22 protein-coding genes are annotated in these 19,694 nt (G+C 63.0%); 9 read left to right on the forward strand and 13 right to left on the reverse strand.

Annotation, left to right across the window (positions count from 1 at the left end):
* Window positions 1–3: 3 nt before the first annotated feature.
* Entirely contained in the window at window positions 4–231 is a 228-nt protein-coding gene (locus P3T24_RS16510) for a hypothetical protein (protein WP_429436183.1), read from the reverse strand.
* A gap of 59 nt (window positions 232–290) precedes the next feature.
* On the opposite strand from P3T24_RS16510, the gene fliL reads away from it, so the two are divergent.
* The 7 genes from fliL to fliR are packed head-to-tail and all read left to right on the forward strand — an operon-like array spanning window position 291 to window position 4,968.
* A complete protein-coding gene (gene fliL, locus P3T24_RS16515; RefSeq protein WP_074262842.1) occupies window positions 291–806 on the forward strand; it encodes a flagellar basal body-associated protein FliL in 516 nt (171 codons plus the stop codon).
* A 55-nt stretch (window positions 807–861) separates the two neighbouring features.
* Complete coding sequence (gene fliM / locus P3T24_RS16520) at window positions 862–1,860, forward strand: flagellar motor switch protein FliM (RefSeq protein WP_074262843.1); 999 nt, start codon at window positions 862–864, stop codon at window positions 1,858–1,860.
* A complete protein-coding gene (fliN, locus tag P3T24_RS16525; RefSeq protein WP_074262844.1) occupies window positions 1,853–2,314 on the forward strand; it encodes a flagellar motor switch protein FliN in 462 nt (153 codons plus the stop codon). Before fliM ends, fliN begins: the two co-directional genes overlap by 8 nt.
* Window positions 2,311–2,982: a flagellar biosynthetic protein FliO gene (fliO, locus tag P3T24_RS16530; RefSeq protein ID WP_429436186.1), complete on the forward strand. Its 672-nt coding sequence runs from the start codon at window positions 2,311–2,313 to the stop codon at window positions 2,980–2,982. Before fliN ends, fliO begins: the two co-directional genes overlap by 4 nt.
* Entirely contained in the window at window positions 2,983–3,837 is an 855-nt protein-coding gene (fliP, locus tag P3T24_RS16535; RefSeq protein WP_074262845.1) for a flagellar type III secretion system pore protein FliP, read from the forward strand. It begins immediately after the preceding gene.
* 44 nt (window positions 3,838–3,881) lie between these two features.
* A complete protein-coding gene (gene fliQ, locus P3T24_RS16540) occupies window positions 3,882–4,151 on the forward strand; it encodes a flagellar biosynthesis protein FliQ (RefSeq protein WP_074262846.1) in 270 nt (89 codons plus the stop codon).
* 34 nt (window positions 4,152–4,185) lie between these two features.
* A complete protein-coding gene (fliR, locus tag P3T24_RS16545; protein WP_074262847.1) occupies window positions 4,186–4,968 on the forward strand; it encodes a flagellar biosynthetic protein FliR in 783 nt (260 codons plus the stop codon).
* 65 nt (window positions 4,969–5,033) lie between these two features.
* Here fliR and flgL read toward each other — a convergent pair whose 3' ends face one another.
* The 12 genes from flgL to flgB all read right to left on the reverse strand — a co-directional run bounded on the left by flgL (window position 5,034) and on the right by flgB (window position 17,347).
* A complete protein-coding gene (gene flgL, locus P3T24_RS16550; protein WP_074262850.1) occupies window positions 5,034–6,284 on the reverse strand; it encodes a flagellar hook-associated protein FlgL in 1,251 nt (416 codons plus the stop codon).
* Window positions 6,285–6,295: 11 nt separating this feature from the next.
* Window positions 6,296–8,299 (reverse strand): flagellar hook-associated protein FlgK, encoded by a 2,004-nt coding sequence (gene flgK, locus P3T24_RS16555; protein ID WP_429436189.1) that lies wholly within the window; start codon window positions 8,297–8,299, stop codon window positions 6,296–6,298.
* A gap of 137 nt (window positions 8,300–8,436) precedes the next feature.
* Window positions 8,437–9,192 (reverse strand): flagellar brake protein, encoded by a 756-nt coding sequence (locus tag P3T24_RS16560; RefSeq protein WP_074262852.1) that lies wholly within the window; start codon window positions 9,190–9,192, stop codon window positions 8,437–8,439.
* Between the two features lie 374 nt (window positions 9,193–9,566).
* Window positions 9,567–10,493: a flagellar assembly peptidoglycan hydrolase FlgJ gene (gene flgJ, locus P3T24_RS16565; protein ID WP_074262853.1), complete on the reverse strand. Its 927-nt coding sequence runs from the start codon at window positions 10,491–10,493 to the stop codon at window positions 9,567–9,569.
* A 12-nt stretch (window positions 10,494–10,505) separates the two neighbouring features.
* The gene (locus P3T24_RS16570; RefSeq protein ID WP_429287763.1) at window positions 10,506–11,675 is read right to left on the reverse strand and encodes a flagellar basal body P-ring protein FlgI; all 1,170 of its coding nucleotides are present in this window, start codon (window positions 11,673–11,675) and stop codon (window positions 10,506–10,508) included.
* A 2-nt stretch (window positions 11,676–11,677) separates the two neighbouring features.
* Window positions 11,678–12,382, reverse strand: a complete 705-nt coding sequence (gene flgH, locus P3T24_RS16575) for a flagellar basal body L-ring protein FlgH (protein WP_074262855.1) — start codon at window positions 12,380–12,382, stop codon at window positions 11,678–11,680.
* 32 nt (window positions 12,383–12,414) lie between these two features.
* Complete coding sequence (gene flgG, locus P3T24_RS16580) at window positions 12,415–13,203, reverse strand: flagellar basal-body rod protein FlgG (RefSeq protein ID WP_074262856.1); 789 nt, start codon at window positions 13,201–13,203, stop codon at window positions 12,415–12,417.
* A gap of 40 nt (window positions 13,204–13,243) precedes the next feature.
* On the reverse strand, window positions 13,244–14,005 hold the full coding sequence (gene flgF / locus P3T24_RS16585) for a flagellar basal-body rod protein FlgF (RefSeq protein WP_074262857.1): 762 nt from the start codon (window positions 14,003–14,005) through the stop codon (window positions 13,244–13,246).
* Between the two features lie 20 nt (window positions 14,006–14,025).
* Window positions 14,026–15,531, reverse strand: a complete 1,506-nt coding sequence (locus P3T24_RS16590; RefSeq protein WP_429436192.1) for a flagellar hook-basal body complex protein — start codon at window positions 15,529–15,531, stop codon at window positions 14,026–14,028.
* 49 nt (window positions 15,532–15,580) lie between these two features.
* Window positions 15,581–16,303, reverse strand: coding sequence for a flagellar hook assembly protein FlgD (locus tag P3T24_RS16595; RefSeq protein WP_074262859.1), 723 nt, complete (start codon window positions 16,301–16,303; stop codon window positions 15,581–15,583).
* An 11-nt stretch (window positions 16,304–16,314) separates the two neighbouring features.
* Window positions 16,315–16,740 (reverse strand): flagellar basal body rod protein FlgC, encoded by a 426-nt coding sequence (flgC, locus tag P3T24_RS16600; protein ID WP_074262860.1) that lies wholly within the window; start codon window positions 16,738–16,740, stop codon window positions 16,315–16,317.
* Between the two features lie 109 nt (window positions 16,741–16,849).
* Window positions 16,850–17,347, reverse strand: coding sequence for a flagellar basal body rod protein FlgB (gene flgB, locus P3T24_RS16605; protein WP_074262861.1), 498 nt, complete (start codon window positions 17,345–17,347; stop codon window positions 16,850–16,852).
* 220 nt (window positions 17,348–17,567) lie between these two features.
* On the opposite strand from flgB, the gene flgA reads away from it, so the two are divergent.
* Both flgA and flgM read left to right on the forward strand, forming a co-directional pair.
* Window positions 17,568–19,133: a flagellar basal body P-ring formation chaperone FlgA gene (flgA, locus tag P3T24_RS16610; protein ID WP_429436194.1), complete on the forward strand. Its 1,566-nt coding sequence runs from the start codon at window positions 17,568–17,570 to the stop codon at window positions 19,131–19,133.
* A gap of 166 nt (window positions 19,134–19,299) precedes the next feature.
* Complete coding sequence (gene flgM, locus P3T24_RS16615) at window positions 19,300–19,656, forward strand: flagellar biosynthesis anti-sigma factor FlgM (protein WP_074262863.1); 357 nt, start codon at window positions 19,300–19,302, stop codon at window positions 19,654–19,656.
* The last annotated feature ends 38 nt before the right edge of the window (window positions 19,657–19,694 follow it).

Here is a 19,694-nt window from a genome sequence, read left to right on the forward strand (position 1 = left end):
AAATCATGATCGAATGAACCCCAAACACTTGACCTTCAATACAGTTGCTTTCTTTGCGGCGGCAAAGAAAGTAAGTGCCGCCCCGCACAGGGGCATCGCTAATAGACCGATAAGACAGCAAGGAAAGGCCAAAGCAGCAAGAACAACCACCAAAGCGCCGCGCAGGCAAAAAAACACCGCAAAACCACAAACCGAAGGAATACCCCCCAAACCCCCTTCTTTTCGACCCATCGCGCGAAGCGCACCTGAACAACAATTCACCATACCAGCACTGAGGCAAGCAAGCACCCATGGCATCGACGACCGCAAACCAGCAAGGCACTGTTCAGCCGGCCACTCCTGGCCCGATGAAACGCATCATCCTGATCGTGCTGATCGCGCTTATCGCCGCAGGCGCGGCCGCCGGCGGCACATGGTTCTTCATGGCCCATCGGGAAGCCGCCCCCGCTCCAGCTCAAGCCGCCGCAGCGGCACCCGCGGCCCAGGCCGTGCCGGTGTTCTTCCCGCTCGAACCCATGACCGTCAACCTTCAATCAGATGACGGCCAGCAACACTATCTGCGCATCGGTCTCACGCTCAAGCTGAATGACCCCAAGGTCCAGCAACAGCTCACCGACCATATGCCGGAAGTCCGCAGCCGCGTCCTGCTCGCGCTGTCGAACAAACACCCGGACGATCTCGCGCCCCTCGAAGGCAAGCGCGCGCTCGCAACCGAACTCAAGACGCTGATCGAACAGCCGAACGATAAGGGCGCTGCGCCCATCTCGATCGATGACGTGCTGTTCACCGAATTCGTCGTGCAGTGACGCCGCGTAACGCTGCTGCCATCATCAACCGCCAAGGGACGCACGAGGAATAGGAATGGGCCACGAAGAGTTCATGTCCCAGGAGGAGGTCGATGCACTCCTCAAGGGCGTAACCGGCGAGTCCGACTCGGAAGCCGAGCAGTCAGATCGCTCAGGTGTCCGGCCGTACAACATCGCCACGCAGGAACGCATCGTCCGCGGCCGGATGCCCGGCCTCGAAATCATCAACGACCGCTTCGCGCGTCTGTTGCGCGTGGGTATCTTCAACTTCATGCGCCGTACCGCGGAAATTTCCGTCGGCCCGGTGAAGGTGGTGAAGTACAGCGAATTCACGCGCAATCTGCCGATCCCGACCAACCTGAACCTGGTCCACGTGAAGCCGTTGCGCGGCACCTCGCTCTTCGTGTTCGACCCGAATCTGGTGTTCTTCGTGGTCGACAACCTGTTCGGCGGTGACGGGCGCTTCCACACCCGCGTCGAAGGCCGCGATTTCACGGCCACCGAACAGCGCATCATCAGCAAGCTGCTCAACCTCGTGTTCGAGCACTACACGAATTCATGGAAGAGCGTTCGCCAGCTGCAGTTCGAGTTTGTGCGCTCCGAAATGCACACGCAGTTCGCCAACGTCGCGACGCCGAACGAAATCGTCATCGTCACGCAGTTCTCGATCGAGTTCGGCACCACCGGCGGCACGCTGCACATCTGCATGCCGTACTCGATGATCGAGCCGATCCGCGACGTCCTGTCGTCGCCGATCCAGGGTGAAGCTGTCGACGTCGACCGCCGCTGGGTGCGTGTGCTGTCGCAGCAGGTGCAAGCCGCGGAAGTCGAACTGAGTGCCGATCTCGCGCAGATCCCGATCACGTTCGAGCAGATCCTGAACATGCGCAAAGGCGATGTGCTGCCGATCAATATCCCCGAACACATCACCGCGAAGGTGGATGGAGTGCCGGTGATGGAATGCGGCTACGGTATTTTCAATGGTCAATATGCGTTGCGGGTCCAGAAAATGATCAGCGCAGCGGACACGATTAAGGATGGTGGATATGACTGAGCTGAATGCATCGCCGGAGAAGGAATTGCCGGCAAGCGAGGCGCAACTGGCGGGCATGGAAGCCGTCTCCGACGACAATGCGCTCGACGACTGGGCCAGCGCGCTCGCCGAGCAGAACGACAACAGCGCCGTCAACGCGACGACCGCCGGCGTGTTCCAGCCGCTCTCGAAAGTTGAACCGAACACGACGCGCAACGACATCGACATGATCCTGGACATTCCGGTCCAGATGACTGTCGAACTCGGCCGCACCAAGATCGCTATCCGCAACCTGCTGCAACTCGCGCAGGGCTCGGTGGTGGAGCTCGACGGCCTCGCCGGCGAGCCGATGGACGTGCTGGTGAACGGCTGTCTGATCGCGCAGGGTGAAGTCGTGGTCGTCAACGACAAGTTCGGCATCCGCCTGACCGACATCATCACGCCGTCCGAACGCATCCGGAAGCTGAATCGATGAAACGCCTTGCCGGGCGCAGTGCGCGCCCTAGTGGGCGCAACGGTGCGCACCGGCGGTCAGCCAGTCACGCCGGCACCGGCGTCGCGGCACCTGCAGCCGCTCGCGGCTTCGGCGCCGCAGCCACCGTCCTCGCCTTCCTCCTGAGCACGCCGCTTGCCCTCGTTCCGGCGAGCGCCGCTGCGGCAGACATGAATGCGGTCAATCATCCCGCCCAGGTCGCCTCCGGCGTCGGCGCGGGTGCTGCGGTGCCTTCGCTCGGGGTCGGCGCGGTGCTGCAAACCATTCTCGGCCTGCTGGTCGTGATCGGCCTGGTGTTCGCCTGTGCCTGGCTCGCACGTCGCTTCGGCCTGCAACCTGGCAGCCGCGGCGGTCTCGTGAAGACCATCGGCGGCGCTTCGCTGGGCGGCAAGGAGCGCGTCGCGGTCGTCGAGATCGGCGATACATGGCTCGTACTCGGCGCAGCGCCCGGCAATGTGCGCCTGCTGCACACCATGCCGGCCGGCTCGGCTGCCGGTGCAGGTGTGGGTTTGAGCACGGCAGCCTCAGGCGATCCGCTGCAGCCAGACGCTGGCGGCGCACTGCCGGGCACCTTCGGACAACGCTTTCGCGACGCCTTGAAAGGCGAAGTGGGCAAACGTTTCAACCGGCCGAACGGCGGGGATCAGTAAATGCAGTCCAGTCAACAGTCAGCGCGCCGCGAGCACGCAGCCTCGAGCCGCGCATCCGCTCCCAGCCAGCGCAGTTTCCTTTCGACGCTGTTCGCCACGCTGCGGCGCTGCTTCGCGCTCGCGATACCGGTGCTGCCGATCCTGCTGATCGCCATGCCGTCGCTCACCTGCGCGCAGACCGCCGGCCTGCCCGCCTTCAATACCAGCCCGGGGCCGAACGGCGGCACGACGTATTCGCTGAGTGTGCAGACGATGCTGCTGCTCACGATGCTGTCGTTCCTGCCGGCCATGGTGCTGATGATGACGAGCTTCACGCGCATCATCATCGTGCTCTCGCTGCTGCGCCAGGCACTCGGCACCACCACCACGCCGCCTAACCAGGTGCTGGTCGGACTCGCGCTGTTTCTTACGCTGTTCATCATGTCGCCGGTGCTGAACAAGGCCTACACCGACGGTTACAAGCCTTTCTCGGACGGCACGTTGCCGATGGATCAGGCGGTCAACCGCGGCCTCGCGCCGTTCAAGACCTTCATGCTGCGGCAGACGCGCGAATCGGATCTGGCGCTGTTCGCCCGCATTTCGCATGCACCGCCGATGCAGGGTCCCGAAGACGTGCCGTTGCCCCTGCTCGTGCCGGCGTTCGTGACGAGCGAGCTGAAAACCGGCTTCCAGATCGGCTTCACCATCTTCATTCCGTTCCTCATCATCGACATGGTGGTGGCCAGCGTGCTGATGTCGATGGGGATGATGATGGTGTCGCCCGCGACGATCTCGTTGCCGTTCAAGCTGATGCTGTTCGTGCTGGTCGACGGCTGGCAATTGCTGATCGGCTCGCTCGCGCAGAGCTTCAGCTAACCCGGCGCACCCGCCTAACCCTCACCGCTTCCGGCCTATTCATCATGACACCCGAATCAGTCATGGCACTGGCGCACCAGGCGATGTACGTCGCCGTGCTGCTGGCCGCACCGCTCCTGCTCGTGGCGCTCGTCGTCGGTCTGGTGATCAGCCTGTTCCAGGCCGCCACGCAGATCAACGAAGCGACGCTGTCGTTCATTCCCAAGCTGCTGGCGATCGCCGTCACGCTCGTGATTGCCGGCCCGTGGATGCTGTCGACCATGCTCGACTATCTGCGCCAGATGCTGACCAACATCCCGACGCTCGCCAACTGAGCCTGCTGAGCCCACTGAACATCAGACGCCCATCATGTTTTCCGTCACCTATGCGCAACTGAACACATGGATGGCCTCGTTTCTGTGGCCGCTCGTGCGCATTCTTGCGCTGGTGGCAACCGCGCCGGTGTTCGGCAACGCAGCGCTCTCGACGCCGGTGAAGATCGGCCTGTCGAGCTTTATCACGCTCATCGTCGCGCCGACGCTCGCGCCGCTGCCGCAAGTCACCGTGTTCTCGGCGATGGGCGTGTGGATTATCGTGAACCAGTTCGTGATTGGCGCCGCCCTCGGCCTGACCATGCAGATCGTCTTCACCGCGATTCAGGCGACCGGCGAATTCGTCGGACTCGGCATGGGTCTCGGCTTCGCGACGTTCTTCGATCAGGAGGCGAGCGGCTCGAGCGCGGTGCTCTCGAGTTACATGAACGTCTTCTCGATGCTGGTGTTTCTGGTGCTCGATGGGCACCTGCAGATGATAAGCGCGCTGGTCGTCACCTTCCAGACACTGCCGATCTCAGCTGACCTGCTTGGCTCGGCTGGCTGGCGCACGCTGGCAGGATGGGGCGGGACGATCTTTTCGATGGGGCTGCTGTTGTCGCTGCCGGTGGTCGCTGCACTGCTGATCGCCAACCTCTCGCTCGGCATTCTCAACCGCGCGGCGCCGCAAATCGGCGTGTTCCAGATCGGCTTTCCGCTGACGATGCTGGTCGGCATGCTGCTGCTGCAGTTGATGGTACCCAACATGATCCCGTTCTTCGCGCGGATGTTCGATCTGGGGATTGACCAGATGGGGCGGGTGGCGGCGGGGTTGCGGTAGGCGTGGTAGACCCGGTCGCCTAAGCGCCTCCCGCCTTTTACCGAATCGAATCCTTCGCCTACCGCTTACTGATTCAGATACTGGAACAACGACATCTGCTGAACCTGCACGAAAGCTTCCTGCGAGGCCTGCAGTGAGTACTGCGTCTGCGTGTACTTGCTGATAGTCGAAGGCATGTCGATCGAAGTCAGGTCATCCAGCGAGTTCGTATTCGCCAGCGTCTGGTTCTGGTTCACAGCCTGCATCGCGGTAATCTGCTGCTCGCGGCCACCCACCGTCGCCTGTACCGACGTGACGTTGTTGATCGAGTTCTGCACCTGGCTCATCCCCGTTGCCAGCGTGTTCTGCAACGCTGCCAAAGCCGTCGTCGTATCCGCCGGCGTCTGCAGCGCCGTGATCATGTTCTGGATCGTCGAGAAAATGTTCGTGCCGCCCTGCGCGGCCGGCACCTGCGTAGCCGGCGCCACGTTGAACGTGTCACCGTCCGCGGGCGTGCCGCTGATAACCACACTCTCGCCGCCCGTTCCCAGCGCGATCGCCGAGCCCGACGTGTAAGGCTGTGCCGTACCCGTCGTCGTTCCCGTACTGTTGGTGTCCGTGACCGTATAGGTGGTCACGCCGCCCGTTACCTGGAAAGCGATCGAGTAGGTGTCGCCGTCCGCCGACGTCGGTCCATTGCTCGTGCTGATCGTGCCGAGCACTCCCGTACCGGTGTTCGCGGACGATGCGTAGGCCACCGGTGTCGCCGTTTCCGGCGTCACGCTCAGGAAAACCGATGCACCCGTGTCGCCGGTCGCGATCGACGTCGTCGACGAAATCTGCGCGCTCGACACCCCGTTGTCGCCGTTGTAGACCACTGCGCCCGCTGAATTCTGCGTGAACGGCTGCGTGGATGACTGGAAGCCGCCAAACAGATAGCCGCCCGATGGCGACGTCGTGTTCGAGAGCGTCACCAACTGGTTGTTCAACTGCGTCAGCGTCGCGGCAATCCCGCTGCGATCCGTATCGTTGAGCGTGCCACCGCCGGCGCTTTCCAACTGCGTATTCACGCTTTGCAGGGCCTGGATGACGCTCGACAACGTGGAGTCCTCCGACTCCAGCGAGGTCTGCGCCGAACTCTGATTGGTCGAGTACTGCGACAGGGTGGCGCCCTGCATGCTCAACTGCACGGCCTGAGCTGCGCCAAGCGGATTGGATGCCGGCGTGGTAAGCGCCTGGCCGCTCGAGATTTCCGCGTACAGCTGGGACAGCTCGCTCTGCTGATTGTCCATCGCCTGGACATTCATGCCGAGATATTGGGAAGTAGAGATGCGCATCGTTCAACGCCTCACTGGAAGATGCCGAGAATGGTCTGGAACAGCGTGTCAGCGGTCTGAATGACCTTGCTGTTAGCCTGGTACAGTTGCTGGTACTGCAACAGGTTCGCTGCTTCTTCGTTGATGTTCACACCGGATACCGACTGCTGCGCCGACGTAATCTGCGTCACGAGCGCCGTCTGCGTCGTATTCGACGCGTTGACCTCATTGGTCGTGTTGCCGATTGTGTTGACGTAGCTCGCGTACGCGTCAGTCAGGGTAGTCGTGCCGCCGTTCAATACCTTTGCCGAAACGATATTCGACATCAGCGTGGCATTGCGGCCGTCGCTTTGCGCACCGACGTTCGACGCGATGGTAAAGGTGTCGAGGTCGCTCGGCGTGCCGCTCAACGTAACCGTGACGCCGTTCATCGAACCGCTGGGCGCCGGCGTGGTCGCGCTATTGATGGTCAGCGTCGCGCCGTCCGCCGGTGTGTACGGCACCACCGTGGAGGTCGACGTAATGTTGACCGTGCTGGGCGGCGTCGTGCCGATGGTCACGACCGAACCCGCCGGAAAGCCGGTCAGGCCGCCCGATGCGGAGCTATAGGTCAGCGTGGTGGTGGAACTGGGCAGCGAATAACCGGCCGCAACCGTTCCTTCCGTAATCGTCGCTGTGCCGGCATTGCTCGAAGTGGCCGTGGCGAGCACCGGCGAGGCCGCGGCAATCGCGGAACCGCTGGTCGTCGCAAGCGCAAAGCTGTCGAGCGCGCCACTGGTCGGCGACACCGAGAACGAATCGCCCGCGTTCATCGTGCCGGTCATCGAGAAGTTCAGGCCGTCAATCGGATTCGCCAGGCTCGAAGCCGTGGCAACGATCGAACCCGTCGAGTTGTCGGTCAGCGTATAGGTGGAACCGTTATACGAAAGCGTGTAGTTGCCGGTGGTCGGTTGCGTCGCGTCGACAAACGAAACGCTGAGAGACGCGCCGCCCGTGTTGTTCGCATTGGGTGTCGCTTGCGGCGCTGCCACCGAGAACAGCGGGCCACCGGCCGTGCCGGACAGGTTGAGACCGAGCTCGTTCTGATTGTTGACCTGCGCCGCGAAACTGGTTGCGATCGCACCCAGTTGCGCCTCTGAAGGATCGAGCGTCTGCGTGCGGAACTGGATCAGACCGCCGAGCGTGCCACCTGCATTCTGCATGGTGGTGTTCGACAGGTACTGGGTGGTCGCGGCAGTGGGCGTCGTACCGGCAGCGCCCAGGTAGGTAATCGAGTCCTCGGACGAATCCGACGGCGAGGGTGCAGTGCCCAGGTTGTAACTGGTCGACCCGGTGACCAGCGCCTGACCGCTCGGCAGGAATATGCTTTCACCGTTGGAATTCGACACCACCTGCACGCCGACGAGCTGCGACAGGTTGGACACCGCCTCATCGCGCTGGTCGAGCAGCTGGTTAGGCGGCTGGCCGCCCGCGCTGGCAGCGGTGATCTCCTGATTGAGCGAAGCGATCTGCGCGGTGTAGGTGTTGATCTGCGACACCGTGGAGGACAACTGCGTGTTGACGCTCTGGCCCAACGCGTCGTACTCCTGACCGGCCTGGTTGATCTCGCTTGCGAGCGTCTGTGCATCGCTGATGGCAGTGCCCCGCGTAGCGGAGCTCGCTGCGCCGTTTGCGACATTCTGCAAACCGGTGAAAAAGCTGGTGATCGCTGTCGAGATACCCGAGGTCGGGCTGCCGATCATGTTGTTCAGTTGCGCGAGCATCGTGTAGTTGGCGGTCAGCGAGCCGCTGCCCGACTGCGCGTTGTTCAGCTGGGTCGTCAGATACTGGCTGTACGCGCGCGTGACCGTCGAGGTGGCCACGCCCTGCGGAAGATAGCCGGAGCCGGTGTATTCACCGGAGCTTTCCGCATAGACGGGACTTTCGACGTCATAGCCGGGCGTCGTCGAATTGCTGATGTTCTCACTGGTTGTCGTCAACCCCCATTGGGCTGCGTTGAGTCCACTGAGACCGATATTGATTAGGTTGCTGGACATGCGTCATCCTGAAGGGCTGGCAACGCGCCCACCGAGTTGCCAAGACTCTCTGTATATCGGCGCACTGGCGACAAAATTGAGGGGGCAACCCGCATTAAAACGCGTACCGCGAGAAGCGCGGCGGCACGCGAGAAAAATCAGGTTCGCACCAGCGAGCGACGCTTCATTTCAAGCTGGGTAATCAACCGTTGCAACGTGTTCTCGGCGCTGCCCGGCAGCGCCACAAAGCGCATTCCGAGCTGGTAACGCTGGGTGCCGTTCGGCAGGTCTACGGCGCGAAACGACACGAGTTGCAGATCCACCGAGAGCTTGCCCGGCGCACCGAGGCTCAGCTCGCAATCTTCCAGCACACAGCCCATGGGCAGATCCACCACGCGCGTGTCTGTGCTGCGCATGCCGACCCCGCCAAGCGACAGGTCATGCACTTCGAAACGGAAGCGCTCACCGTCGGGCAGTCGGCCCGTACACGTGTAGGGGTCGAGCACCGGCGCGTCGACGCGGAAATACTCGCGACGCTGCACGTAAAACAGCACTTCGGGGAAGTCGGCTTCAAACGCCGGCCGTCCCTCGAAACTGCTCTCGCGCGGCGTGCCTGTGACGAATTCGACGCGCACGCCATCGGGTTGAGCGTGGAAGAGGCAGCGGGGCGCAGCGATCAGGCCGCGATTCTGGTCGGCGAGCGCGCCCCAGTCGAAGGTAAACGTCCGGCTGGGCACGTTCACGTCGAGAATCCGCGTGACGAGTTGGCCGCCCTTGTATTGCGCGGTCAGAAAATCGCCGCGGTTGACCAGATTGCGTAACTGGACACCGATCTCGAGCGGATTGCGGCGACCGAAATCGTTGCCGGTCTCTGAAGAGCCGTCCGTCTGGCCATTCGTCTCAGTGGTATCCATGGGCTTGCCGATATGCGGGTTCGTACGTGCCCGTGCCCGAGGTCCAGTGCCGGGGCCCGTGACACGTGCGTTGACCGGGAGAAACATGACCCCGGTATTAAGGTCTGACTGAATAGCGGCAGTCTGGACCCAAAGTTTAGGGTAACCGAGGGAAATATTTGGCGCAAACGTTAAACCGGTCACGTCCCGCCCCCTTTAGCCACCCGCATTGCCCCGTATGCAGTTCGCATCAATCCGCAAGATCCACCGTGCGGTTCGGCCGGCGGCACTCGCGTACCGTCCGGCCCCACCGTCTTGTTTTGCGACATGGCCCCGTCGCCCTGCATTTCATCCTGCTTGTTACTTTCCAAAGCCGCCTGAACCGCTCAGGCCGCTCAGCTCATCCGGCTCATGATCGACATCAGTTTCTTCGCGTAATGCGGATCGGTCGCGTACCCCGCGCGCTGCATGCCGACGGCAAAACCCGCTGCGTCATGCGAGCCGTTCAGCACCTGCGCATAGCGCGGATTGCCCTTGAGCATTTGCGCATAGTCGGCCATCGCTTCGTCATACGAGTCGTAAGAGCGGAATTTTTCGACGACGCGCTCCGGCCGGCCGTTGCGGTATTCGGTCGTGACGGTGGACACGGTCTTGCCAGTCCAGTCCTTGGTCGCCTTGATGCCGAATACGTTGTGGCTGGTCTCGCCGTTCGCCTTCAGGATCTCGCGCTTGCCCCAGCCCGATTCGAGCGCCGCCTGACCGATGATGAAACGCGCAGGCACGCCCGTGGTTTCGCTCGCGGCCTGCGCGGAGGCAGCGAGCTTGTCGACGAATGCATCGACGTTGGTCGTGCCGTCACCGCGCAGCGGCGGCGTCAACGCGCTGTTGCGCGAATAACCGACGCCGCTCGCCAGCGACCCGTTTGCCTGCGCATTGCCGTACGCCTTGGCGAGCGCGTTCAGCGCGGCGCTATTGCCTTCGCCGGCTTCGCCCGTCTGCATGCCCGAGTTGTTCATCAACTGCTTGAGCATCGCATCGGCCACGCCGATGCCCTTGTTCGACATCTGCTGCGCCATCTGCTCGTCCATCATCGAGGTGAACTGGGCGCCGTCGCGCGAGTCGAGCGGACCGTCCTGCGGCGTCGCATCGCGCATGCTTTTGAGCATCATCGTGATGAAGGTCGCGTCGAACTGCTTGGCGGCCATCTGGACACCCTGCTGCGGCGATGCGGCGGCCTTGGCGCGCAGGCCATCGAACCCCTGGACGTCGAGCGCAAAGCGCTGCGTCAGATCGGGCGTTCCTGAGGTGGAATCCATCGTCATGGCGGCTCCTTCTTAGATGATTTCAAGTTCGGCGCGCAAGGCCCCTGCTGCCTTCATCGCCTGCAGGATCGACATCAGATCGGCGGGTGTCGCACCCAGCGCGTTGAGCGCCTTTACGACATCGGCCAGATTGGCGCCGGCTTTGACGTATTTCAGCGCGCCGTCGTCCTGCTTCAACTGGATCTGGGACTGCTGGGCAACCACCGTGCGGCCATTCGAGAACGCGCCTGGCTGGCTGACCACGGGTTGTGTGTTGACCACCACCGAGAGATTGCCGTGTGCGACGGCGCAATTCTCGAGCGTCACCATCTGGTTCATCACGATCGAGCCAGTGCGCGCATTCAGCACGACCTTTGCAGCGCCCGCCGCCGGCTTCACATCGAGGTCTTCGAGTTGCGCCATGAAAGAGACCTGCTGGGCCGGATCGGCCGGAGCGCGCAACTGGATCGTGCGGCCATCGAGCGGTGTGGCGGTGCCCTGGCCGAACGCGTTGTTGACCGCCGACACGATGCGTTGGTTGGTGTCGTAATCCATGTCGTTCAGCTCGAGCTGCATGGTGCCGTCCTGCGTGATGCTGGTCTGCACCGCGCGCTCGACGATCCCGCCGGCGGCGATGCGTCCCGCTGCGAGCTGGTTCACCTGCACGCGGCTGCCGTTCGCGCTGGCGCCCGCGCCGCCCACCGCCAGGTTGCCCTGGGCAAGCGCATAGACGGAGCCGTCAGCGCCCTTCATCGGCGTGAGCAGCAGCGTGCCGCCGCGCAGGCTCTTGGCGTTACCGAGCGACGATACCGTCACGTCGATCGCCTCGCCCGGCCGGGCGAACGGCGGCAGCACCGCCGTCACCATCACCGCGGCGACGTTCTTCAACTGGATGCTGGTCAGTGCCGAGGTGCTGCTGTTCGACGAACCGGCCGACTGGTTGTTGATCGAGATGCCGAGGTTCGCGAGCATGTTCGCGAGCGTTTGCGTCGTGAACGGAGTCTGGGTGGTCTGGTCGCCCGTGCCGTCGAGACCGACGACGAGGCCGTAGCCGATCAGCGGGTTGTCGCGCACGCCCTGGATCGCGACCAGATCCTTCAGCCGTTCGGCGTGGGCCGCGGGTGTGACAGGCGGCAGTGCCCCGCACGCGAGCGCGAACACCAGACAGGCATGGCCAAAACGGTGGAGAGGTCCGAGTTTCATGATCACCACGGCGCCACGTTAAGGAAGAAGCGTTGTAGCCAACCCATGGTCTCTGCCTCGTCGATATAGCCCTTCGCCGAGTATTCGATCTTGGCGTCAGCCACCTGGGTCGAGTACACGGCATTCAGGCCGGAAATCGTATTCGGGTTGACTACGCCTGAGAAACGCACGAACTCGTTACCCTGGTTGATGAGCATCTGCTTTTCGCCGCTCACCTGGAGGTTGCCGTTGGGCAGCACATTGGTCACCGTGACGGTGATCACGCCGCTAAAAGTGTTGGAGGCGTTCGCGCCGCCGGTCCCCGAGAACGTATTGCCGCCCTGGGCACTGAGATTGGCCTTGCCGAACAGACCGGCGAGAAAACTGGCGCTCGTGGTCGAGAACTGGGTGGTCGAACTGCGGTTGGTGTTCGCGCCCGAGGACTTCGTTGCGTTGATGTTTTCCTGAATGACGATGGTCAGGATGTCGCCAATATTGCGCGGCCGCTGGTCTTCGAAAAGCGGCCGTCCGGCGTAGCCCGGATTGAAAATCGAACCCGGCGACTGCGTGTGCGGCGGCACCGGCGGAACCGCGGTCATCGGCTGCTGCACGATGGGCTGCTTCGGTATCTGCGCGCAGCCGGCCAGCGCCAGTGCAAGCACGCTGGCAGTAGCGACGAACGCGCTGCGCGCGTCGCTCTTGACCGGTTTGAGATTGGATTGCGACATCGTATTTACCTACCGCCTCTGGTTCCGAACCCTTAAATCGACATCTGCGACAGGGTCTGCAACATCTGATCGGACGTGGTGACTGCCTTGCTGTTGATTTCGTACGCGCGCTGGGTCTGGATCATGTTGACCAGTTCCTGCACGACGTTCACGTTCGACGTTTCGACATAACCCTGTTCCAGCGAACCCGAGCCGTTCGAACCCGGCGCGCTGATGTTCGGCGTACCCGAGGAACTGGTTTCCGAAAACAGGTTTTCGCCTTGCGCGTCGAGACCGGCCGGGTTGATGAAGGTGGCGAGCTGCATGGTGCCGATCTGCGTCGAGTTCGAGCTGTTGGGCTGCGTGATCGACACCGAACCGTCGCTGCCGATCGTGAGCGAAGTCGCGGTCACCGGTACCGTGATCGCCGGAATGACCGGATAGCCGCTCGAGGTCACCAGCTGGCCCTGCGCATTGGTCTGGAACGAGCCGTCGCGGGTATAGGCGGTCGTGCCGTCCGGCATCTGCACCTGGAAGAAACCGTTGCCGTTGATCGCCACGTCCTTCGAGTTGCCCGTTTGCTGCAGGTTGCCCTGCGTGTACAGACGTTCGGTCGCGACCTGTTGCACGCCGGTGCCGAGCTGGATGCCCGAGGGCACCTGGGTCTGCTGGGTCGAGTCGGCGCCCGGCTGACGCACGGTCTGATAAAGCAGATCTTCGAACACGGCGCGCGAGCCCTTGAAGCCATTGGTGCTGACGTTGGCGAGGTTGTTCGAGATCACGTCCATCTGGGACTGCTGCGCATTCATGCCGGTCGCAGCGATATAAAGTGAGCGGTTCACAGTGTTGGTTCTCCTGGGTGCACGTCTGGCGCGACGCCCGTTAGCTGAAGCTGAGCAACTGGTTGGCGGACTGATCGTTCTGATCGGCGTTTTGGATCATCTTGGTCTGCATGTCGAACTGCCGCGCATTGGTGATCATCGAAACCATTGCGTTGACCGGGCTCACGTTGCTGCCCTCGAGCGATTCGGGTGCCAGCGTGACAGTGGGATCGGCGTCGGCAGGGTTGCCGTCAGCAGTACGGAACATGCCGTCGTCGCCGCGCTTCAATGTGCCCGCTGCGGGCTTCACGAGCTTCAACTGGTCGATGACCGCGATCGCCGTGGCCGGGTCTCCCGGCGCAAGCGCCGAAACCGTGCCGTCCTTGCCGATCGTGATCTGCGAGCCAGGCGGCACCGAGATCGGACCGCCCGTGCCGACTACCGGCAGGTTGGTCGCATTCACCAGCTGGCCGTTCTGGTCGATATGCAGATTGCCGGCACGCGTATAGGCCTCGCCACCGTCGGCGGTCTGCACGCTCAACCAGCCGTCGCCCTGGATCGCGACGTCGAGCGGGTTGCCGGTCTGCTGGATCGGTCCGGGCGTTTCGTCCGCACCCGGTGTCGACGACAACACGAACGTGCGTGTCGTGCTGTCGTTGACTGAGCTGCCGTCGCCGAACGACATCGGTACCGCGCGAAACGTCTCGAGCTGGGCGCGAAACCCGGTGGTCGACGTGTTCGCGAGATTGTTCGCGACAATGGCCTGCTGCTCGAGCGCCTGGGTGGCGCCCGACATCGCGGTATAAATCAGACGGTCGGTCATTCGTTCGGCTCCTGTTGCCCTTACATGTTGATCAGGGTCTGGTCAACGGTCTGCTGCGTCTTGATCGTCTGCGCGTTCGCCTGATAGTCGCGTTGCGCCGTGATCAGGTTGACCAGTTCGTTGGTCAGGTCCACGTTCGAATCTTCCACCGCGCCGCCTTGCAGCGTGCCGTGGTTGGTGCTGCCCGGCGTCGAGATCTGCGCTGCGCCCGACGCGGCGGTCTGTGCGTACTCGTTGTTGCCGAGGTCGACGAGGCCGTTCGGATCGTTGAAGTTGGCGAGTACGACCTGACCGAGCGAGGCCGTCTGACCGTTCGAATAGTTGCCGGTGAGAATGCCGGTCGTGCCGACCGTGAAGCTCGTCAGCTGGCCGGCGGCAAAGCCATTCTGCTGCAGGTTGTTCACGCCGTCCGTGCTGCCGTACTGGGTCGTGCCGGCAAGATCCAGCGTCAGCGCCTGCGGCGTGCCGGAGCCGTCGGTGTTCGGAATCGTGAAGGCGATCGAGTCCGACGCGGTCGTAGACGCGACACTCGTGATACCGGTCAGCGCGCCGGAGGTGTTGAAACTTGCCGTGCCGACCAGACTTGCCGTGCCGCCTGCGACGCCTGCGTAGACGTCCCATGCGCCGGAGCCGGTCTTGGCGAAGTACATGTTGACCGTCTGCGAGCCGCCCAGCGAGTCGTACACCTGGGTCGAAGTCGAGTAGTTGTAGGTCGACGAGTTGCTTGCGTCGAAAGTGGTTGGGGTCGGCGTAACCGCTACCGTGTCACCGCTCACCGGCGTACCCGTCAGCGTGATCGTCTGGCCGTTGCCCAGCGCAATGGCAGTGCCGGCGGTGTAGGTCCCGGTACTGTCGTTAGCGGCGTTGTCGGCATCCGTTACCTTGTATGTTGTCGCGCTAGTAAATTCGATCGTGTAGTCGTCGTTATTCGACCCAGCCGAAGCGGTCGTAATCGTCGCACCGCTGCTCGCCAACGTCGAGCCGGTTCCCAAGGTCGGCGTCACGGTCGGCGTGCCGAGCATCAGCGAATCCTGAGCGTCCAGGTTGAGCTGCGCCGTGATGGTGGTGGTCTGCGTCGGTGCGATGTTGGTAGTCGGCACGGTCAGCGGCACCGTTTGCGCGCTGTTGATGATGCCGCTGGAATTCGCGGCATAGCCCATCAGCTCGAGTCCTTGAGCGTTCACGATATTGCCCGTGTTGCTGAGCTGGAACACGCCGTTGCGCGAATACGTGAGCGAGCCGTTATTCGACATCTGGAAAAAGCCGTTGCCGTTGATGGCGACATCCAGTGCCTGGCCGGTCGTATTGATCGTGCCTTGCGAGAACTGCTGCTGCACTTCGGCGAGCTGCGTGCCGATACCGATCTGGTTGTTCACGGCCGTGGCAACCGAGTTCGCATACATATCGGCGAACACTGCCGTACCGCTCTTGAAGCCGATCGTATCCGAGTTGGCAATGTTGTTGCCGATCACGTCGAGATCGCTCGATGCAGCCCCGAGGCCGCTCAAACCCTGCTGATAACCCATGACGTATTCTCCGTTCCGGGAAATGTCTAAATTTGGTTGAACTGATTGCTTAGAGGACTGCCGCGACCGAAGTCAGGGCGACCGTATTGCCATTCGACAGCACGAGACTCGGTGCGCCGCCGGTACCCTGTACGACGCTTTCCACGGTACCCGGGGTCAGGGTCGTGCCAACGCCTGCAGCACCGTTGATCGTGCCGGTGGCGGTGATCGTGTAGGTGCCCGTCGGCAGTGCGGCACCCGTCGAATCGACCGGGGTCCACGTCACCGGCACAGTACCGGCCGGTTGCGCGCCCAGATCGAGCGTGTTGACGATCTGGCCTGCCGAGTTCACGACGTTGACCTTCATGTCGGACGCCGCCGAGGCCAGCTGCACACCGAATTCGGTCGCCTTGCCGGAGGTCACCGAAATGGAATTGCCTGGGGCCAGCACGCTGGAACCGATCAGCAGTGCGGCCTGCGAGGTCTGGCCTGCGTTGAGCTGCGTCGCCAGCGAGCTGAGCGACGTGTTCAACTGGCTGATGCCCGTCACGGTGTCGATCTGCGCGAGCTGCGAGGTCATCTGCGAGCTGTCCATCGGATTGGTCGGATCCTGGTTCTGCATCTGCGTAATCAGCAGTTGCAGGAAGGTGCTTTGCAGATTCGCACCCGAGGTCGCCGAGCTGCTCGAGCTGCTGCTCGACGCACTGCTCGCCGAGCCCGTGCCGTTCATGGTATCGAGCAGCGTCTGCGAGACCTGGGTCCCGCTGCCGCCGATGGTGGTTGAAGTAGTCAAGGAGGCGCTCCTCAGGTTCCGATCGTGAGTGTTTTCAGCATCAACTGCTTCGCTGTGTTCAAGGTTTCGACGTTCGCCTGGTAAGCGCGCGACGCCGAGATCATGTTGACCATTTCTTCCACCGGATCGACGTTCGGCATCGTGACGTAGCCGTTCGCGTCGGCCGCGGGGTTGCCCGGGTCGTAGGTCTGCTTCATCGGCGTCGGATCGTCGACCACGCCGGTCACCTGCACACCGCCCACCTGCTGGCCGGATGCGGTGCGCGCGCCGCCGATCGGATTGACCGCGAACACGACCTGCTTGGCCTTGTACGGCTGGCCGTCAGGACCCGTCGTGCTGTCGGCGTTCGCCAGGTTCGACGCCGTCACGTTGAGCCGCTGCGATTCGGCCGACATGGCCGAACCGGCGACATTGAAAATATTCATCAGGGATGGCATAGCTTCTCCGACCTCTCCTGCCGGCAGGTTCCGGCTTGATTGTTTCCCGTGGGCGTGGTTTTTAGCGGTTACATCCAGCATGTGCGCCGGTCGTCGCGTCTGGACTCGATCAGGAGCCCGACGTGATCACCGACAGCATCGATTTGATCTGATTCGAAACTTCCGTCATGGCCGACTCGAAGTGCAGCGAGTTATCGGCGAACTGCACGCGTTCCGCGTCGAGGTCCACCGTGTTGCCGTCGAGCGAGGGTTGAGTCGGAATGCGGTACTGCAACTGGCCGTAGTCGTCGCTCGGACCGCCGGTCGCAATCAGGCTGGCCTTGCCGGCCATGTGGCCCGGTTCGGTCGAGGCCATCGTCATGCCGCTCGTCACGCCGGCAGGTTGCGCCATCGCCAGCGTCGAGTTGTTCGATGCGCCGGTGCCGGTGCTGCTGCCGTCCGTCTTTCTCAGAGCGCCCGCGAGCGTCGACGAGAAATCGACGTCACGCGCCTTGTAGTTCGGCGTGTCGGCGTTCGCAATGTTCGACGACAGCAGTTCCTGCCGGTAAGAGCGGACATCGAGCGCCTGACGGCCAAAGGCGAATTCGGCATCGAGTTTATCTAGCATGAAAAATCTCCGGATAACGTTCCCGCGTCTGGCGCTCGATCAGGGAGCACAACATCTGCGGCGACCCAAAAGGGCTTTTTGCATGAGATGCATCTTAGGCGGGGCAGGCAAGCGGCAATCTTCTGAATAACCGGGGAAGGTCGCCTCTATTCAACGTTTGCGCCGGGAGCCGCGTCACTAGAATGCAACTCGTACCCTTGCCTCACGCTGGAGATGCACGATGGCCCGATCCACTCTCGATGTGCTGCCGCCGCGGCGCCGCATCGTTGCACGACACACTGCCGCCTGGCTGGTGTGTGCCGTGGCGGGTGCGTGGTGTGCGTCTGCGGCATTGGCCCAGGAGGCCAGCGGCCCGATCGTGATTCCCGGTCCGGGCGAACAGAACCCGGCCGATCTCGCGCGCATGACCGCGATGGCGACTTCCAGCAATGCCAGCCCGCGGACGATCAATCCGCAGCTCGCGGCGACGCTCGCACCGCCTGCGCAGTCTTCGACGCCGCAAGCGACCGATCGCTTTACCAGGCTGTCGAACGCGAGCGGTGCCATTGTGATTCCGGGTACCGATGAGGCATCCGCGTCCGGCGCGCCAAATGTTCCGGCGAACACGACGGTCATCCAGCAAGCCAGCCCGGCGAATACGGCCAGCCTTACCCGCGTCAATATGAATCCCGCGCTCGCCGCGAGCCAGGTCGTGCCGGTGGTCGTCACGTCGATGCCGGCGCGTGCGACGTACGGCGCCGCACTGCGGCCCGTGAATGCCGCCCCGGCTGCCGCACCTGTCGGCGTACCGGCCGTGACACCCGCCGTGACCGCTGCGAGCAGCGTCGAAATCGACAGCCTCGCTTCGCGCGGCGAGCCGCCCGAACTGGGCGCGAGCGCGGCAGGCCGCAATCCGGCGCCTCACGTTGCTGCCGCGCCGGCTCAAACGACACTCCCCGTAAAGAATCAGGCGCAGGCGCTGGCGGAAGCCGCGCAGCGCGCGCAGGCAATTCAGGCGCTGCAACAGGCTCAGGCGGCTCAGGCCGTTCAGGCGCTGCAGCGAGCGCAGACTCCGCAACCGGCGCCCAAGCCGGTGCTGGCCGCCTCCAGGGTTCAACCGTTCCAGACTGCTGCCGCAATTCAGGCATCGCAGCCGGCTCAGGCCAGCCAGCCCGTGCCCGAAGGTCAGGAAGACGGCCAGCTGATCCACGCCGCCGCGCTGGACTTTCTCAAACAGCAGGCCAATGGCCTGCCGGGCCAGGTGGAACTGAGCGTTGCCCAGGCTTTCCCGCGCGGGCTTGCCGCCTGCGACACGCTGCAGGCGTTCATGCCGCCCGGCGCGCGACTGTGGGGCCGCACGACGGTGGCGGTGCGCTGCACGAGTGGCCACCCATGGACGGTCTGGCTGCAGGCGAAAGTCTCGATCCATGCGACTTACTACGTCGCCGCGCGGGCAATGATGCCTGGCGAGGTGATTTCCGACGCCGATCTGGTTCCTCGCGACGGCGACCTGACCATGCTGCCGGCGTCGATCGTCACCGTGCCGTCGCAGGCAGTCGGTTCGGTCACGTTGATGCGCGTGAGTATGGGCTTTCCGCTGCGTCAGGACATGCTGAAGAGCGCCGCCCAGGTGACGGCCGGACAGAGTGTGCGGGTGGTGGCGCAGGGCGACGGCTTCTCGATTTCGTCGGAAGGCAGCGCGCTCAGCAATGCGACGCCAGGGCAACCAGTCAGGGTGAAAACCTCAACCGGGCAGATCCTGATGGGAATCGTGAAGGACAGTTCGACGGTTCAGATCCAGATGTAGATGCCCGGGGATCTGAACCTGAAAATGGCGCCCGTGACAGTGGCGTTCAAAGGGTTTTGGGGGAAGAAGGCGGCCGGTGGGGCCGTTACAAACGGATACATCGATTGAGCTAAAGTTTGGTTTCTTGAATGCCGTTAAAGGAATCAAATAGTTCAGGAAGCCAATCGTGAAAATCGATTCCACCACCAATAGCATGCCGGACAGTCTGACGGGCAGCGCGGCAACGCGTACCCAGCAGGACAGCTCGGCCCCGGCGGCTTCGACCGCCCAAAGCGCGGCAGCCGCCGCGCAAGCCGCCACCGGCTCGGGTGGCGACGCGAATGTGAGCTTGTCGGGCCTGTCGTCCAGCCTGCGCAGCCTGGCGGCATCGGGTTCGGCAGACATCGACACCGCTCACGTCGAATCGATCAAGCAGGCCATCAAGAACGGCACGCTGACGATCGATCCGGGCAAGATTGCTGACGGCGTGCTCGACACGACGCGCAGTTTGTTGCAAACGAGAGCCCCGGCGACCGGCAATTGAGGTTGGACGCCGCGAGGCGTCACCTTGAAACCCGGCCC

This window comes from Paraburkholderia sp. GAS33 (assembly GCF_050436645.1).
In the GTDB taxonomy this organism is placed as follows: domain Bacteria; phylum Pseudomonadota; class Gammaproteobacteria; order Burkholderiales; family Burkholderiaceae; genus Paraburkholderia; species Paraburkholderia phenazinium_B.